Annotated in this window: 13 protein-coding genes; 7 read left to right on the top strand and 6 right to left on the bottom strand. The window is 49.3% G+C overall.

Annotation, left to right across the window (positions count from 1 at the left end; genetic code table 11):
• Positions 1 to 25: 25 nt before the first annotated feature.
• Together IQ256_RS00625 and IQ256_RS00620 are read right to left on the bottom strand one after the other, a co-directional pair.
• Positions 26 to 1156: a saccharopine dehydrogenase family protein gene (locus IQ256_RS00625; RefSeq protein WP_370623319.1), complete on the bottom strand. Its 1131-nt coding sequence runs from the start codon at positions 1154 to 1156 to the stop codon at positions 26 to 28.
• Positions 1157 to 1340: 184 nt separating this feature from the next.
• On the bottom strand, positions 1341 to 3119 hold the full coding sequence (locus IQ256_RS00620; RefSeq protein ID WP_193853210.1) for a bluetail domain-containing putative surface protein: 1779 nt from the start codon (positions 3117 to 3119) through the stop codon (positions 1341 to 1343).
• Between the two features lie 201 nt (positions 3120 to 3320).
• Between IQ256_RS00620 and IQ256_RS29990 the strand changes: the two genes are divergently transcribed.
• A complete protein-coding gene (locus IQ256_RS29990) occupies positions 3321 to 3449 on the top strand; it encodes a hypothetical protein (RefSeq protein WP_255516172.1) in 129 nt (42 codons plus the stop codon).
• Positions 3450 to 4321: 872 nt separating this feature from the next.
• Here the strand turns inward: IQ256_RS29990 and IQ256_RS00615 are convergent.
• Entirely contained in the window at positions 4322 to 4759 is a 438-nt protein-coding gene (locus IQ256_RS00615) for a peroxiredoxin (protein ID WP_193853209.1), read from the bottom strand.
• 152 nt (positions 4760 to 4911) lie between these two features.
• Between IQ256_RS00615 and IQ256_RS00610 the strand changes: the two genes are divergently transcribed.
• Both IQ256_RS00610 and IQ256_RS00605 read left to right on the top strand, forming a co-directional pair.
• Positions 4912 to 5514, top strand: a complete 603-nt coding sequence (locus IQ256_RS00610) for a GNAT family N-acetyltransferase (protein WP_193853208.1) — start codon at positions 4912 to 4914, stop codon at positions 5512 to 5514.
• Between the two features lie 70 nt (positions 5515 to 5584).
• Positions 5585 to 6517 (top strand): sulfotransferase domain-containing protein, encoded by a 933-nt coding sequence (locus tag IQ256_RS00605; RefSeq protein WP_193853207.1) that lies wholly within the window; start codon positions 5585 to 5587, stop codon positions 6515 to 6517.
• Between the two features lie 44 nt (positions 6518 to 6561).
• Here IQ256_RS00605 and IQ256_RS00600 read toward each other — a convergent pair whose 3' ends face one another.
• Positions 6562 to 9075, bottom strand: a complete 2514-nt coding sequence (locus IQ256_RS00600; RefSeq protein ID WP_193853206.1) for a CHAT domain-containing protein — start codon at positions 9073 to 9075, stop codon at positions 6562 to 6564.
• 538 nt (positions 9076 to 9613) lie between these two features.
• On the opposite strand from IQ256_RS00600, the gene IQ256_RS00595 reads away from it, so the two are divergent.
• From IQ256_RS00595 to IQ256_RS00580, 4 genes are all read left to right on the top strand, one after another.
• Positions 9614 to 10309 carry a sigma-70 family RNA polymerase sigma factor gene (locus IQ256_RS00595; protein WP_228024437.1) on the top strand — a complete coding sequence of 232 codons (696 nt, stop codon included), beginning with the start codon at positions 9614 to 9616 and terminating at the stop codon, positions 10307 to 10309.
• 93 nt (positions 10310 to 10402) lie between these two features.
• Positions 10403 to 11407: a DUF1822 family protein gene (locus IQ256_RS00590; protein WP_193853205.1), complete on the top strand. Its 1005-nt coding sequence runs from the start codon at positions 10403 to 10405 to the stop codon at positions 11405 to 11407.
• A 54-nt stretch (positions 11408 to 11461) separates the two neighbouring features.
• Positions 11462 to 14044, top strand: coding sequence for a CHASE2 domain-containing protein (locus tag IQ256_RS00585; RefSeq protein ID WP_193853204.1), 2583 nt, complete (start codon positions 11462 to 11464; stop codon positions 14042 to 14044).
• Positions 14045 to 14117: 73 nt separating this feature from the next.
• The gene (locus IQ256_RS00580; protein WP_193853203.1) at positions 14118 to 15065 is read left to right on the top strand and encodes a DUF928 domain-containing protein; all 948 of its coding nucleotides are present in this window, start codon (positions 14118 to 14120) and stop codon (positions 15063 to 15065) included.
• Positions 15066 to 15168: 103 nt separating this feature from the next.
• Here the strand turns inward: IQ256_RS00580 and IQ256_RS00575 are convergent, their stop codons facing one another.
• Together IQ256_RS00575 and IQ256_RS00570 are read right to left on the bottom strand one after the other, a co-directional pair.
• Positions 15169 to 16302 (bottom strand): glycosyltransferase family 1 protein, encoded by a 1134-nt coding sequence (locus tag IQ256_RS00575; protein ID WP_193853202.1) that lies wholly within the window; start codon positions 16300 to 16302, stop codon positions 15169 to 15171.
• Between the two features lie 107 nt (positions 16303 to 16409).
• Positions 16410 to 17561 (bottom strand): NAD-dependent epimerase/dehydratase family protein, encoded by a 1152-nt coding sequence (locus IQ256_RS00570; RefSeq protein WP_193853201.1) that lies wholly within the window; start codon positions 17559 to 17561, stop codon positions 16410 to 16412.
• Positions 17562 to 17581: the final 20 nt, after the last annotated feature.

Below are 17581 nucleotides of genomic sequence, written 5' to 3'. Positions count from 1 at the left end.
CGCCACCTGCACCACCTACAGAAAGCTACGGCTCCTGATATTCTCTCTTAACGGCTAGCTGTCTTTGAGATAAGGTTTCTTCAAATAGTGGCGTGGGCAGCGCTTGTTCGACGGGCCAGACGCCGGGCTTGTCTAGCCTGTTTGAAAGGATTAGCTGGGCGATCGCACCCGTTCCACATCCCGCGCAGTAGGCCGTATCTTCGTGCTCTAAAGTCGATAGATAAGTCGCTGATTTTCCCTCTTTTTCTCCGCTGATTTCAACGCGCATAGCAATACCGACACCTGTGCGCGAATCAGTTACTTGCGTCATCTGATAGCTAATCTTAGAGAGCGCTTCGACGACAAGATTGTTCTTTAATACGCCGTGAGGCAGTCTAGCCATCAGCCAGGTCAGTCGATTGTAGTAATCAGGAACAGACCCAAACTTGGTCACGATAGTCTTAAGCGCTGGAAAGGTATCGGCCACGGTCAGCGCTTCGACCGTGTTAAACCAGTACACACCGCCTTTGCCATAGCGAGGAAAGTCTATGACTTCTCTTTGACTATAGGGTGCGATCGTCTGCCAGCGCCCATTTACCTTCGACATAAACGGCGTCTGCAGTTCTATGAACGTCGTTCTCATCACGGTCAATCCAGCGCCGCCCGACCCTGCGACTAAATAGCTCAAATGCACCGTTTTTGCTGTGTCTAGCTGCTCTATGCCCTGACGCACCATACTACCGGAAATACCTGGAAAGATACCCGTACTGATAATCGCAGTGACGCCAGCTGCTTCTGCTTTTTCTCGATAGCTGAGCGCCTGATTTACGTAGTCTGGGCTGTCAGCGACATCTAGATATGGTTTACCCTGATCGATGCAGCTAGCGAGCACGTGATGATTACGGCTGCGAAAAGGGCCGGCGCAGTGAACAATTAGATCGTGTTGAGCAATCGCCGCTGCCACCATTGACTCGTCAGCCAAGGTCAAAGGTTGATAGGTCTGATGGTCTAGCAGCGTAAAGTTTGGCTCTATTCGGCGACCTGTCAGCGTTACTTGGGCGTCCGTGTACCTGCTGATATCATTAGCGACGCTGCGGCCAATTCGCCCACTGCCGCCAATAATTAACACCTTTTGCACCGTCACGTTCATACCGTCATCCGAATCAGCTTTCGACACAAAACAACTTTGATAGTTGAATTATATCGCTATCATCAGAGGCATTTGCAGGCGCTTTATCTGTTTGTTATGTGCAGATGCTATGTACAGATAGGGAATGACAAAAAGATTGCTATGTGGATTTTGACAGTCTGCAGCAGCGCTGAAGGTAGATGCGGTGAGACGGCTACTGCAGTAGTTACAGTTACAAGATTGCTAGCTCGGCTAGTGAGCCCGTAAAGCCAGTAATCTCAATGATGGCGTCCGTTTTATCTTGGAACCCAGCAGTGCCGTCATTGAGAGCAAGGAAGGTGCGATCGCCGTTTTCGCTTCCTAATGTAAAGGTGACTCCAGTCTCAGCCCCAAAGTCTGATTCATTCAGCAAAGCGCTGATGCTGGCTTCGTCAAGCGCAGCGACGCTGCCTAGCTGGGCGACATCTTCAGCTGCAATAGAAGGGAAAAACCCGATCGCAATATGGTCAGTTCCAATGACAAGATCGGTGATACGGTCGTAGCCAGATAAGCGTGACTCTTTGAGATTACGTAGATAAAAGGTATCGCTGCCGCCACCACCCAAGAGCATATCAGCCCCGGCACCGCCGCGTAGTCGGTCATTGCCGTCGCCGCCATCTAGCAGATCGCTACCCCAGCCGCCGCGCAGTTCGTCGTCACCAGCGAGGCCAACTAGGATATCGTTTCCACCATTACCCCGCAGCTCTTCATTTTCGCTCGTACCCGTAATGGTGTCGTCAAACTCGGAGCCAAAGACTCGCTCCATGCTGGTTAGAACATCACCTTCCGCTTCGCCCCCTATACCAGCATCACCGTTCAGGTTGATAGCGATACCCGCTGATGAGTTGCGATAGTCGGCGGTGTCAGTACTGCTACCCCCATCTATGACATCAGCACCTAGACCGCCAATCAGGAAGTCCTTGCCCGCATCACCTTCTAGCGTATCGTTATCTGCACCTCCATCTAGGCGATCGTTACCGTCGCCGCCAATGATCGAATCAGCGCCGTCTGTGCCCGTTAGATAGTCGCGATCGCTAGTCCCTTCGATGACATTAACGCCACTGCTCGTTAGCGCGCCGAAAACGTAGTCGTAGGTATAGCTAAATACGCCATCACCGTTGAAATCAAAAGAAGCGCTAGTCTGGTTACCTTGGTCATCATACGTGAAAGCAAAAACGCGATCGGCTACGCCATCGGCGTCAAAGTCAAATACCTCACTGGTCCGGTTGCCAGCGCGATCATAGGCAAAAGTCGTAGTGCGATCGACGATGCCATCCGCATTAGTATCTTTAGACTTCCTAATTAGGTTACCAGCGCGATCATAGGCAAACGTGGTGATGCTATCAGCGATGCCGTCTACATTGAAGTCATCCTCAACTCTGACCAGGTTCCCCCTGTCATCGTATGTGGAGGTGCTGATGAAGGTAGGCTTGCCATCAGCAGTGGAGTCATAAAAGACGCCAGTCTGGTTACCGTCATCGTCGTAGGTATAGTTGGTGATACGGTTGGTTTTACCGTTGGCGTCGGTATCTTCTAAAGTCCTAATTAAGTTGTCGTCATCATCGTAAATGTAAGTACTGATGCGATCGGCCTCGCCATCGCCATCGCGGTCGTAAGATTGGCTAGTTCTGTTGTTATTCTTATCGTAGGTGTAGAGATAGCCGTAGTCAGGAGAACCGTCACCGTCAGTATCGTAAGATTCACTGAGCAGATTTCCATTATCGTCGTAAGTGAAAGTTGTTTTTATGTCAGACGCCGCATCGAGATTGGGATTTTCAAGTCGCCTGATTAAATTACCGTCCGCGTCGTAAGTATTGCTAATAGTGGAGTTAGGCATGCCGTCTGCATTAGTATCCGTAGAAATTCTGATTCTGTTCCCGACCATATCATAAGTGTACGTGATAATGCGGTCGTAGATACCGTCTGCATTCGCGTCGTATAAAGTTTTTAACAGGTAAAGTGAATTGTTCATGAAAAATTCATCTAGATAGTGTGGTGGTTTGCAATACTAGAAACAATGACAAATTTTTCGCAGTCAGAGAATTTGACAATGCGAACTTAGCAGGGTGGATTTAGGAGGGTTAGCCTGCTCCCTACAAGTTGGGTGCTTTCACCCCGCCTTCATGTCTAGATTCTACGTCTGAACTTGTATCTGGCTCTTACAGTGCAGTTGGTGGCAGTGCAGTTGGTGGCAGTGCAGTTGGTGGATGCAGGTATAGCCGCAGCGACAGTACCCATCCACCGACTGACCATTTTGCCCTTCTATGATCAGGTTTTTACGGTTAGAGAACGTATGGGCTAGAAAACGTATGGGCTAGAAAGCGTGCGGGCTGAGACCATGTAAAGAAAGTGGCAGGCATTATACGTGAAGATGCACCCGAAGGCAGTGAGAGAGCGGCTTGTCTGATCGCTTTTACGATTAGGAAGCCGCTCGAACATCAAGAAATAGCGAATGTTACTAGGAATGAAGAAGAGATAGTCATTATCTCTAGTTTCGGTATCTCTGATGTTAAACTCTTTAATATTAGAAAGCTGTAATTTTGAACAGTTAACGCGAAAAATATTACTTAATGTCCTGTTAACGAAAGAGTGTCCTGTTAACGAAAGAAGCTAGTGTAAAGCCTTGTAAGCCCAAAGTCCTACGCTTTAAAGTCGCTCTAGAACGAGTAGAGGGCTTGGCCATCCCTAACTCTTTTTATGACTTTTCTCACCTTTGCAACACTTTTGCAACTTTTCTCACTTCTTAATTTGCTGAAGGATAATTAAGTGCTTTCATTGTCATAGTTGATATAAAGCAGACGTAGACGGATCTCACCCCACTTCAAAAAAGAAGTTCACTCCAAGGGTTGCCTCTATATCTAGTAGAGTTACTTAGATAAGCTGACGATCTTCTGCCAAGTACCTAGCAAGTATTTCATATAATTTCCAACAGTATATTGCCATCTTTCTTTACGCATAGATAGCGTAATAACGCGGAGGTTAGTAGACTTAATTTACACACTTCCCTTTCTTATTGTTCGTTGGGATCAGGGAAACTATGTCGAGTCTAGTCGGTTAGATCCGAGACTTGTGGCTATATATTTTTTAGAAAAATTAAGACAAGTTAATCGAGCCTCAGCCAACGGACGTAGAAGTCTATATATAAATCTATGCCCATTGGCTAGGGCCGTGTAGTTATGAGGCTAAACCCGCAAGCACATCACTAGCATGAGTCTCAGTATTGATAGTGTCGTATACTTGGGTGATCGTACCTTCGCCGTTGATGACGAAGGTTATTCGCTTAGCGTAGCCACCACCTTCGACGTCAAAGGCTTTAGTGATCGCACCGTCGCTATCGACAATCAGTGGGAAAGGCAGGTTAAACTTCTCTTTGAATGCTTTGTGAGAAGTTTCGTCATCCATGCTGACACCGAGGACAACAATGTCTTTGCCTTCGTATTCACTGTATGAATCGCGAAAGCTATTAGCCTGTTTGGTGCAGCCAGGCGTGTCGTCTTTGGGGTAGAAATAGATCACCACTGTCTTACCCGAAAAGTCGGATAGAGAAACGCTGTTGCCAGCGTCGTCTGTAGAGGTAAAATCAGGAGCTTTGGTACCTACTGAGAGCGCCATGGAAATATCCTATCTATAGTTTCATTGCAGTGTGACACCTAAGGTGGTCACGCCTCAGTGATTCTAACAGTGATTTTGCGATCGCTCTACAGGCGCAGCCTCTCGACTTGCCCATCCAATCACCGTCCATTCAATTCTTGTGTAGCTCGAATATGCAGCTCGAAACCCAGCGGCTCATCATTAGACAATGGCATCCGGTGGAAGATGTTCGTAATGCTATGGATATCTTTGGGGATGCTAAAGTCATGCGCTGGATAGAAGATAGTCAAGATAGCTCGCTGCGTCAGGTACAAGGCAGGCTACAGCGCTATAGGGACAGCACCCAAAAGTCAAAAGACGGAACCGGTAGCTGGGCGGTTATTCAAAAAGATATTGGGAGAGTAATTGGACATGTAGCGCTCCTACATCTGCTAGACCTCCCAGAAGTTCGGCCTGACCATGTTGTAGAACCAATTCTAAATGGCACCAATACCGACGATTATATCGAGATTGGATGGCACTTTCGGCCTGCTAGCTGGGGGTTTGGCTATGCGACAGAGTCTGCTCGTGCCCTAGCTGAATACGGCTTTCAGGCATTAAATCTATCGCTATTGCTGGCGATCGCCCACCCCAAGAACAAACGCTCTATCGCTCTAATCAAGCGCCTAGGTATGCAGTATGACGGGGTAACGACTCGCTATTACGGCGGCCAAAGCCTATGTCTGTATCGGCTAAGTGCCTCTAGCTACCGCCAAGCAAAAATTACGTCACCTTAGGTTTTTGAGCAAGGCGGTGAATGCTACAGATGGGCACTATAGCTGCGTATAGTTTGGATTGAGGATATCTATGATGCAGCCTAGCTTTTTCCTAGTAGGTGCGCCTAAATGTGGAACCACAGCGCTCTGCAAGTATCTTGCTCAGCATCCTGATGTTTTTGTTTCCAGGCCCAAGGAACTAAACTATTTCGACACAGACTTCAAAACCAAGAAATACGTTCACTCTCTGCCAGACTATCTAGAGAAATTTGCTGAAGGGAAAGGCAAAGTCTGTGGCGAGGGAAGTACGTCTTATCTCTACTCCCAGGCGGCGGCGAAAAACATCTACCAGTTCAACCCCGATGCGAAAATTATCATCATGCTTCGCAGCCCAGTTACGGTGATGCATTCTTTTCATTCTCAGCTACTTTTCAATGGCTCTAGTGAAACGGTTCAAGACTTTGCGGCAGCAGTTGCACTAGAAACCGATCGCAAGCAAGGAAACAGCATTCCTCAAAGGTGCCAAGTCCCTGAGATGCTGCTCTATCGAGAAGTCGTGAGCTTCTTTGAGCAAGTAAAAAGATACTTTGACGTATTTGATAGAGATCAGGTGAAAGTGATTTTGTTCGAAGATTTTAAGCAAGAAACAGCTAGCGTCTACAGAGAAACGCTTGAATTTATCGGTGTTTCTCCCGACTTTGAACCCAGCTTTGCCAAGATAAACTCCAACAAAAGAGCGCGCAGCCCGCTTTTACAGTCTTTGCTGAAATATCCGCCTGCTAGAGTGCTTGAAATAGGCAAGCATCTGTTGCCGATGCCTCGCTCCTGGCGTCGCAGTCTTTTAGAGAGAACCAAGGCGAGCCTAAAGTCGCTAAATACGCAAAAAGTTTCTCGTCCGCCGATAGACGCCGAGCTGAAGAAACGCCTAATAATGGAGCTGACGCCAGATATCAGGGCATTAGAAACACTGATTGGTAGAGACTTGAGTGCCTGGCACCAGGGGACTGTGGCTAGGCAGGTCTAGTCAGTCAGCTCCTAGTCAGTCGGGTAACAAACACTTCGTGACTCTTACAAACCATTGCCGATCAAGATAAAACCAGCCCAGTTGTAAGGATGCCGAAATCTCTGATTTTCGATCAGCTTTGTCTGAGCCTGCTGCAATGCTTCAGCTTTGGATTTGCCTTCACTCAACGCAATGTAAAACTGATTCATTAGCGCCGCTGTAGCGATGTCATCAACGGCCCAAAGTGAGGCGATCGCACTGTGAGCACCTGTCTGCTGCATTTGGAATCCCAGGCCCAAAATCTCTTTGCCATCACCTTCTACGTTGGTCGCTGTCTGACAGGCACTAAAGACAACCAGCTCTACATTCGGGAGCTGCCACTGACCCAGCTCTCTCATCGTGACTATGCTGCCATCGCCAAATAGAACAAAAGAGTCTTCTGGCTGACCAGGTAGAAATTTGGCATGGGTTGCTAGGTGAACGATGTGACGATCGCTAGCCGCATCGAGTATGGTTCTAGGTGTAAATGAGCGATCGAATAAAGCCACCGTATCGGGCATGACGGTTGCTAGTAGATCGACTTCTTGTTTGGCACCTGAAAGGCCATCGAATGGAAATTGTTCTTGTCCTATATTGACGCGGTGGGTAGGACTATCTTCGGTTAACGCACCTGCCACAACTGTTAAACCTAGCGATCTGGGCTGAGTGAGGCGATCGACCGAAGCGGCGGTGATGTTATGCGATTGATATTTTTGAGCTAGCCACTGATTGCCATCATGAAGCGCAGCGAGGGGAACATATCTCAAGACGCTGTCCGGCAGGTAGATGATATTTTCGATGCTTTGAGCCTTTAAGCTTGGATCCAACGGCTTAACTAGCCAGCCATAGAGCTGCTGAGCAGCGACTGTCGGCTCTAAACTATCGGTCATTAGCTGTGATTGCAGCTTGCCAACAGTTTGAGTCAGCTCAGATTCAGAGACACTGACCGTATGGTGTATGGGTGGACCGGCTGATGTGATCAAAATTAGCTCTAGGCGATCGGGTAGCACCAAAGGATAGAGCGCCGCTGTACCGACAGGCTGAGCGGAGAGCGCTGACTGCAGCGATTCAATCACCCGTAAGTCGAAAGCGTCGGGATCAGCACTCATCTCTGATGTGACAGATCCTACTTCTGATAGCTGGAGAAAATCTGCTAGCTCAAGGATCGATGGGCTTTCTAGAATAGTCTCTAGAGCAGAGTTTAATCTGGCTTCTGCGGGCGTGTATAAAGAGAGCTGATTGTCAGTTCGATTACGCGCTTGATCGGTAGTCGGGTCGCTATGAAAATAAGCTTTAACTTCCTGTAGCTTCAGCAGTTCTAGAATCTGTAGGGCTTCAGCGGTTCGATTCTGTTGTAAAAGCAGTTTGGCTAGCTGGCGATAGAAGTCTTCAACGGTGGCGGCGTATTTCTGTTGTACGGTGACATCAAGGGTTCGCAAGTCGTCGCGAACGGTTTCAATGTCAACGATCGCGCGCTTGTAAAAGAAAATTGCCAAGGCAGGCCGATCGATCGCTTCCATCACAGCAGCCAGATTGAGCGCTCCGGCAATCTCATCGACTTTACTGTCTCTTTGAGTGCTGATTTGCAGACCTTCTAAGTAAACAGACCAAGCCTGAGCGGAGTCGCCTTCTTTTTGATATAGCTGACCTAGGCTGCTTAATAGCTGCGATCGCGCAAATAGATCGGTCTGTGTTTCTAGCAGCAATAACCCTTTATCCAATGTCTCTCTAGCGGCGATCAAATTGCCCTGCTCAACATAAGCAGCGCCCAAGATGCTCAGCGTATCGATCTCTTCAGGGAGGTTGCCAACCTGCTGATAGAGAGCGATCGCACTTTCGTAATTGTCAATCGCCCTAGCTAGGTCACCCTGCTTCTCATACAGCCAACCTTGCGAAAGCATTGCGCTCGCTTCACCCTGTTGATTTTCCAGCCGACTATGTAGGGTAATAGCCCTGTCCAAAGTCTGCTCAGCCTGCTGATACTGACCCGTTTCAATTTCGATCAGGCCGGTGTTAAATAGCAGCACAGCGCGTGTTTGTTCATGCACAATTGCCCCACCCGCTAGCGCTTGCCGATAGTAATTTAGAGCCGAGCCTAGATGACCTAGCCACTGATGCGTTTCTGCTATGGCACCCGAGAAATTAATCACTTCACCAGCGTTGGGCGAGTCAGCAAGATCGCTGGCGATGCCTTGAGCTTCTCGTTCGTTGCTAGCCACCAGAGCAAGCCCTGCTTCTAAGGTTGGCAGGGCCGTCGCATAGTCTCCGGCGCGTAGATAGGCTTTTCCCAATCCGTATAGTGCCGTGCTCTTAAAGCGAATGTCGCTTCGATTTTCACTGCTTTCAATCAGCAACAGGGCCGATTGAAAAGTTGCGATCGCCTCATCAAGCTCACCGCCGCCTCGCTGTCTATTGCCCTCATCGATCAGCTGCTCAATCTCAGACAGATGCGGCTGGGCCGCTAGCAGATATGGACTCGCAGCCAGTTCAGCCGCAGCAATAGGAGAGAGGAGTGTGATCGCTATCCAAACAGAGCGCATAGAATTTTAACCCGCGTCTTCTAACACGCCTTGCTAACAAGTGTCTGGTAGAACCTAGTGGCTAGTAGGGCGCGGTGGATTATCGGGTACGGGTTGCGGTCTAGGCCGCGCTCCGGCGGCATCAGGTATGGATTGCGATCCAGACCGCGCTCCACGAGACCGAAATTGAGTATTTAGCGTCAAGACACGGCCAAAAACTCCTGATACATTTCGCCGAAAGGAAGTGGTGACTTTCATAAGAACACAAAATAAAATAACGCTTGAATAGTCAAAGAAGAACTGGTTGCGACTGCTATGACTGACCAGCTAGTCCGATCATTAGTGGCGTCAACAGTCATATCACTGACATTAGCATCAGCATCAGTGATTATATTGCTTTGGTTTGCAAAAGTAGACCAGAAGTAAAGCTGTCACCTGCTAGTTCAAACAGTGGCTATCAAATTTCTCTTAGATTTTTTCAAAATTGTGGAGAAATTTGCAGAACTTTTGAGCTCAGTAGTGATAGCTGATTAATCCTGCACTTTTAACGAGAGGACGCATGGGTAAAGTCTCCGCCCCTAAAACTGTGCTTCAGAGTATGTCCAGATCCAGCGATCGCCTTGAGCCCCTGTTGGAGCTGGTCCAACAGACCTGTCAGCATCCTACTGGCAGCCGTCAAAGACAAAGAGGACTCACCAAGCTGATTCAGGCCCTGACCAATCAGCTTTGGCATACCTACGATACCTACTACCCAGATGCGCTACAGCAAACCTGGATATACTTTTGCCGCAACCTTTGCGAGGCGACAACAGCTAGAGCCTATGACCCCACCCAAGCTAGACTGACAACCTGGCTAAACGCCTACCTCAAGCGTCGCCTTCAAGACTTTCAAATTGATGAAAACTATCGACGTGTCAATATCCAAAGCCAGTCCAGCAGCGTGGTTCGCAGAGAAGATGGCACAGTGTTAGACCCGATCGATAGACTGCCCGCGCCTGCCGACATTCCGCCTCTACTAGAACAAGTCCGCGCCTGGGCCGAAACCGACGCAGACGACACGCTCAAATCCATCTGTATCAATCAGCACCCTAATGTCACTGCTCAGCTACTCATCCTCAGACGCTTGCCGCCAGAAACCCCCTGGAAACAGCTCTCTAAGGACTGTGGGCTGTCCATCGGTACGCTAAGCAGCTTTTACAATCGCAAATGCTTTCCCTTACTCAGAGAGTTTGGCAAGTCGCAAGGATACCTTTAATAGCTTCTCAACATATTATATAAAGCCGTTTTTAGGCGGCTTATCAAACTACTTACTCACTATTGTCACCCCATAAATTCGGGGGATTAGAACATGGTTACTACTATCTATTCCCAACAGTCCGGTATTGTTGTACCTATCACCACAGAATCTACGCAGATTGCTCAGCGGTTCGCTCAGCAGTGCTCTGCTCCTGAGAAAGCTGAACAGATTAGACAAAACACATTAGCTGTTCATGCAGTCAATGCTTATTTACAGCTACTGTCTATTCCGACTGATCTAGCTGATAGCGATAGTTGGAACCCGATTATGCAGCTAGTGGCCAACGTGGCCGACCTCAAGCTCCCTAATATTGGCACGCTCTCCTGTCGACCAATCACGCCTGATCATGACACTTGTCAAATTCCGCCTGAGGATTGGCACGATCGCATAGGCTATATTGCCGTCCGTTTAGATGAAAGCGCTCGCCAGGCTACCTTAGTTGGCTTTTGCACCGCCATTCCCCAAGTGGAGCACGTTTCTACAGAGAGCTTTGATCCGATTGAAACGCTGATTGATCGGGTGCATCAACTGCAAGTTTCTCAGTCTCCAGCGGCATCAAGTCGATCGAGTAGCGTGCCGTATGTGCTCAACCAGATTGGCAAGTGGGTAGATGGCATTATTGAAGCAGGCTGGCAAACGGCGGCAGAATTAATTAATCCAACCGAACTCGATTTGGCGTTTCGTACCTCTGTTGATTTGGTTTCACCGACGCTAAACGCGCCAACGACGGTGACTGATATCAGCCGAGCCAAGCTGATTGATTTGGGTATCCAGCTAGAGCAATCGGTTCGAGTTGCTTTGGTCGTCCACATTACTCAAACGGCTGACCGACGAACCAGCGTGATTCTACAAGTACGCCCTCTAGGAGAATCATTCTATCTGCCAGAGGGCGTTGAGCTTACTGTGCTTGATGAGAATAACGCCAACTATCTAGCAGCCACGTCTAGAGCCATCGATAACTACATTCAGCTGCGATTTAGCGGTCAGGCTGGAGAACAGTTTGGGGTTCGGATCAAGCTAGGTCAAAGCGTGTTTAGAGAACAGTTTGCTATTTGACCATTCCAGCGATCTACAGCCTGATACCGTAATAGGTAGAGAGTGGATAAGTCGATGGATAAGCGCATCGTTATCAAAATTGGATCGGGCACGCTGGCAACTGGCTATACGGCTGCTGTTCAAGTGGGTAGCGAAGGGGCACCGCCGCAGGTGGAAGTTCAGGCAGGGTTACCATCTGCAAAGGATTTAGCTCAATGCTACTACCAGTGGCAGCGTGCTTACTGGCAGATGGGCTTACCTTCTCGCTTAGAGGCACTGTCCGGCGAAACCAATTTCTCTGATGTTTCTAGACTAGAGAACTGTCGAAAGCTTAGCCGTCAGTTGCGCGATCGCGTTCGCCACTGGCTCAATAGCCCAGAATTTCAACCCATCCGCGAAAAAATCCTCGAACAGCTCAGTCCAACTGATACAGCTCGTATTCTGCTACAGACCTCAGATCCTCTACTCCAGCGGATTCCCTGGTACGAGCTTGATTTTTTTCAACGCTATCGCAACGCCGAAGTTGGCATCTGTCCGGTGGCCTACCAGCAGGTTTACTACAGCGGCAGTCGCTGCGAAAGAGTCCGAATCCTAGCCGTTTTGGGTGATGACACTGGCCTAGATACCACCATAGATAGAGTGCTGCTGGAGAATCTTGCGGGTGCGGATATTCACTTTCTCGATTCTCCTAACTGCCAGACCTTCACAAAGGCGCTATGGGACGAGCAGGGCTGGGATATTCTCTTTTTTGCTGGTCACAGCAGCAGCTATTCTCAAAGGTTTTCTCAGGAGCCTACTCAAGTACCCTCTCCAGAATATGTTCAAAGTCAGCCTGAATGCAGCGGTGAAATTTGGCTAAACCCTTCTGAAAAGCTCACTATCTCTCAGCTTAGGCACGCACTGCAAAAAGCAATCGATCGCGGTCTTAACACGGCGATTTTTAATTCTTGTGATGGTTTGGGACTTGCCAGCGATCTAGCCGATCTGCACATTCCTCAGGTATTGGTGATGAGAGAGCCTGTACCCGATCAGGTGGCTCATGCTTTCTTGCAGGGTTTCTTAGAATCTTTTTCTAATGGAACGCCCTTTTATACGGCTGTTCGAGAGGCTAGAGAAAAGCTACAGGGGATGGAGTCTCGATTTCCCTGTGCTACCTGGCTACCGGTGATCATTCAGAACCTAGCAGAAACACCGCCGACTTGGCAGTCCTTGCAGGGGCCACTACAGACGGCACCGCAGAGAACCGTTGACTCATCTGATTTGGCTACTGTCCCTTTACCTGTGGGTTTATCGGCGAGTAACGCTGACCCTAATTTATCTGGCCAGCTAGCACCAGAACCTGTATTACAGGATCTATCTATCAGCAAATTATCTTTTTTCAGTAAGCTGAAAGTGGGCCTAGGATGCGGACTGGCGGTCGCATCTATACTGACCACAGGCCGTTTATTCGGACTGTTAGAACCTTTAGAAATTAAAGGCTACGACTATTCACTGCGTACTCGTCCAACAGAGCTACCCGACAGCCGCATTCTCATCGTCACCAACACGACAAAAGACATTGCAGCATTTCCGAATACAACCGGAAAAAGTTCTTTGTCTGATGACACTTTGCTGACACTCTTAGACAAGCTGACCTCGGCAAATCCAGCCGCGATTGGGTTAGATATCTATCACGGACATGACAATAAACTGCCTGCTCTCAAACAAAAAATACACAATACTGAAAACTTGATCGCTATCTGCAAAGAGCCGTTCTACACCGACGAAGAAACACTTGTTAGAGAACCGCCGCCGCCAGAAATCGAAGATATGTCACGGATTGGAGCCAATGACTTTGTTGCATTCTCAAAGCGCGGAGAAATCTTGAGGCGGCATCTGCTGCAGCTATCACAAGCGTCAAACTCGCTTTGTCCTAGCAACCCCTCGGATCAAGGAGCCTTCGTTAATACGTTTAGTACGGTGGTTGCTTTTAAGTATCTAGCAGATGCAGATATGGCGCTGGAGCCTTTTTTCTTAACAGAAAGATTTGGCGGATACCACAGCGCCGATGCTGGCGGCACTCAGCTTTTATTAAACTATCGAATTACTCACGATCCAAAACAAACAAACTGCGGCAGTGTTAGAGAGACACCGGCTGAATGTCTAACAGTCTCTGAGCTGCTAGCTAAAGATCCACAACAGCTAAGATCGATAGTCGAAGACAAGATTATCTTGATTGGGACAACAGATATGGACTATGCCGCAGGCGATCGCTGGCGTACGCCCTATACAAAAAGCCCCTATGTCAAAACGGACGAAGTACCGGGTGTTTTTCTCAACGCTCAAATGATTAGCCAGCTGATCAGCCACGCGCTAGACGAGCGTCCTTTGATCGGGAGCTGGGCTGAATGGCAGGAGGTTGTTTGGATAGCTATCTGGGCCTTACTCGGCGGCTTGATCGGTGCTTATTCAACGCGAAGGCTGTATGCACTGGTATACTTGCTACTCGCTGGCAGTTTACTATTGTTGATGAGCTGGCTATGGCTGGTGCGCCTGGCCGTTTGGGTTCCGTGGGTACCAAGCGTGATCGCCCTGCCTACGGCTACCCTAACCTCATGTGCTGCTTCCCAAAGGAAACTTTCCTCTAAAGCCCTGCATCCTAGAAGCCCTGCATCCTAGAAGCCCTGCATCCTAGAAGCCCTGCATCCTATAAAGTAGTATCCTCCGCTCCCTCTCGCCCCCTTCCCGCACAATGCCCCTGCTCAACAGCCAAAACCTGCGTCGCAACTTACTCGGTGCAATTGTCCTCGCTGCCCTACCATTTTCTTTACCCTATTCCGTCGCCGCTCAACAGCTACCGCCTCTGCCGATTGAGTTCAGACCAGGTGAACTCGCCAATCCTGGCAGACCGGGCGGCAGACGCAGAGGCGGTGGCTCTCGGGGAAGTTGCCAGGAGGGATTGCCTTTGAGTGCGATCGCCTATGCCGACACCCAAGTAATCACCGAGTTAGGCGTTACCCGCACCGATGAAATCGTAGGCACCCTGACGACAATAGCCCAGCCCAGCCTATTGTTCTACCTGCCACAGGCACTATCCAACACACCAACAGAATTCATCCTAAAAGACAGCAGCGAGCGATTGCTATATCAGGGTCAGCTGATTGGCTCTACTGATGGTAATGGCATTGTGGTTGCGCCTTTGCCAGTGGCGCTATCACCCAACATGCCCTATCAGTGGTCTCTCACTGTTGACTGTAATGAAACCGAGCGCACGACAGTCAGCGGCTGGATAGAAAGACGTTCGCCAAGTGACAGTCTGGCTAACGATCTCGGTGAAGCCGATAGTCAGAATCGCGCCGCGCTCTATGCCAATGCTGGATTTCTACAAGACGCCTTGACTGAGCTAGCTAGCCTACGAAAGCTACGACCAGACGATGCGATCGTCGAGCGAGAATGGCAGGACTTTTTAACTGCTCTAGATCTCTCGGATCTGGTTAACGTTCCTGTTCTAGATTGCTGTGTGATTAGCGACGCGCCGATGGAGCTGACAGAGCCGACAGAGCCGACAGAAGAAACGCTGCCTGAAGACTCTGTAGAACCCTCGACGGTTGAAGAAGCAACAGAAGATATACAGACTCCGACTGAATCGAGCGAACCAGATACACGTACTATTTTGCAAAGAGCAAGAGACAGAGGTTGATATATCGCTAATAGTTATGCAGAAACTGAAGCTTGGCGGGATAGTCAACACAGCTTTTTTGGTTGAGTAGTGACCAAGCCGCCTGTGACTGATCGCCGTTTGATTACGCTGCGATCGCACCCATCCCGGCATTTAGCACCTCGATATAAAACCGCTCTAGCTGACGAGTTGATCCCTCCCAGCCCCAGCGCTCTGCCTCTACTCTGGCATTTTGACGCAGCAATTCTCTTTCCGCCTTCATTCCCAGCAGCTTTTGCGTCGCCACAATAGCTCCTTGCTCATCCGTCGGGTCGAACATAAAGCCGTTCACGCCGTTAGTCACAATATCTGGAATGCCCCCTGCATTCGCAGCAATCACCGGACAGCCTGCCGCCATCGCCTCTAATAGCACTAGCCCCAGCGTCTCTGTTCGAGAGGGAAAGATAAACGCATCGGCTGAAGCATAGGCCGCACCCAGCTCTTCACCCGCGAGATATCCGACAAAGTGAGTAGGCGTTCCTTCAAAGTGCTGTTCTAGCTCTTCGCGATAAGGGCCATCGCCGACTAGCGCTAGCCGAGCGCCCGGAATAGATTCGAGCACAGGCTTGATTCGATCGATCTCTTTTTCAGCGGAAAGCCGACCAATATATATCAAAATGGGCGCTTCTGGATGTCCTTGAGTGAGACGCGATCGCATCTCCTCGCTCCTAAGATCAGGCCGAAACAGCGCCGTATCCACGCCTCTTTGCCAAACTTCTACCCGCTCGATTTCGTGCTCGGTCAGCTCTTGCTGCATCACCGTAGACGTACATAGATTGAGCGCTGCCTGATTGTGCATCGCCTTCAATAGTTCCCACAGTACCCCTTCTAACAGTCCTAGATTGTAGTGTTCTAGATACTTAGGCAAGTGCGTATGGTACGACGCTACCAGTGGAATGTCTAAGGACTTGCTGTAATAAATTCCACCCAGGCCCAGCACTGCCGGATTCACCACATGGATCAGATCAGGAGAAAAATCTTCTATGGCCTCACGCATCGAAGGCCGTGGGAACGCCAGCTTCAGCTCAGGGTACAGCGGTAATGGAAAGCCAGAAACGCCTCTGACCTTTGCGCCTTTATACTCTGTCAAACCGCCTTCAGGGCAAAATACACAGACCTCATGGCCGAAGCTTTGAAGATATTCGACAGTATGCTTTAGCCGGGTGACGATGCCGTCAACTTTAGGAAGGAAGGTTTCGGTGAAGATGGCAATACGCATAAAATGAAAGAAGGGTAACCGGTGGGTATTGGCTATACGAAAGGCCAGCTTGCAACAGTTACAAACCGACCTTTTGAAAGTAGTTTAGAGACTCACAAACCAGAGCGCTACCGACGCCAGCTAACGGTGGGTAGAATCTGTTTTTTATCAACTCTATGCTTATATTTTATCGCTGTATTCAAAACAGAATCTAGCAAAGAGTCAGAAAGCATATGTGGCTCTAGGCCGAGGTCAATCAGCTTGGTATTTTTCGCGTTGAAGTAGTGTTCTTCTGCTTCGACCCGAGGGTTGTCTAGGTTAGTAACCTCTACATCTAGGCCCAAAGTATTGCCTGCTTTTTTCACCATCATTGCCAGCTCGTTGATGCTAAACATCTCTGTGAACTGGTTAAAGACTCTAAATTCGCCCTCGTTGGCTGGGTTTTCGCAGGCGATTTCGACGCAGCGAACGGTGTCGCGAATATCTAGTAGGGCTCTGGTCTGGCTGCCTTTACCGTACACAGTCAAAGGATGGCCAACAGCCGCCTGAATACAGAAGCGGTTGAGCGCCGTACCAAAGACCCCGTCATAGTCGAGGCGGTTGATTAGCAGCTCATCCATGCCGGTTTCTTCAGTCAGCACGCCGTAGACGATACCCTGGTTTAGATCCGTTGCTCGCAGGCCCCAAATCTTACAAGCAAAGTGGATGTTGTGGGTGTCGTGGACTTTGCTGAGGTGGTAGAAAGAACCAGGACTTTTGGGGAAAGGAAGCGTGTCTTCTCGCCCGTTGTGCTTGATGGTGATGTAGCCTTCTTCGATATCGATATTGGGCGTACCATATTCACCCATCGTGCCTAGCTTAATCAGGTGACACTGAGGGAAATGATCGCGTAGCACATAGAGCAAGTTGAGGTTGCCCAGAACGTTGTTCGACTGAGTCATCACCGCATGTTCGCGGTCGATCATCGAGAAGGGGGCCGAGCGCTGTTCGCCAAAGTGAACCACGGCGTCTGGCTGAAACTGGAGCATGGACTGCTCCAAAAAGGGATAGTTATTGACATCGCCGATGAAGAGCTCGATGTCCTTACCCGTTAGATCCTTCCACCGCTGCAACCGGGTTTGGATAGGCGCAATCGGGGTCAGAGTTTCAGCCTGAAGCTCCATATCCCAGAGCCTACGCACAAGGTTATCTAGAATCGCTACATCATGACCTTTATTGGAGAGATAGAGCGCTGTTGCCCAGCCACAGTATCCATCGCCGCCGATTACTAAGACTCGCATGTTGCTTCTTTGTGAAACCT

The sequence above is a fragment of the cf. Phormidesmis sp. LEGE 11477 genome, from assembly GCF_015207105.1.
Classification (GTDB): Bacteria; Cyanobacteriota; Cyanobacteriia; order Phormidesmidales; family Phormidesmidaceae; genus Phormidesmis.
The sequence above is the reverse complement of the archived record's forward strand: the minus strand, read 5'-3'. Positions and strand labels throughout refer to the sequence as shown.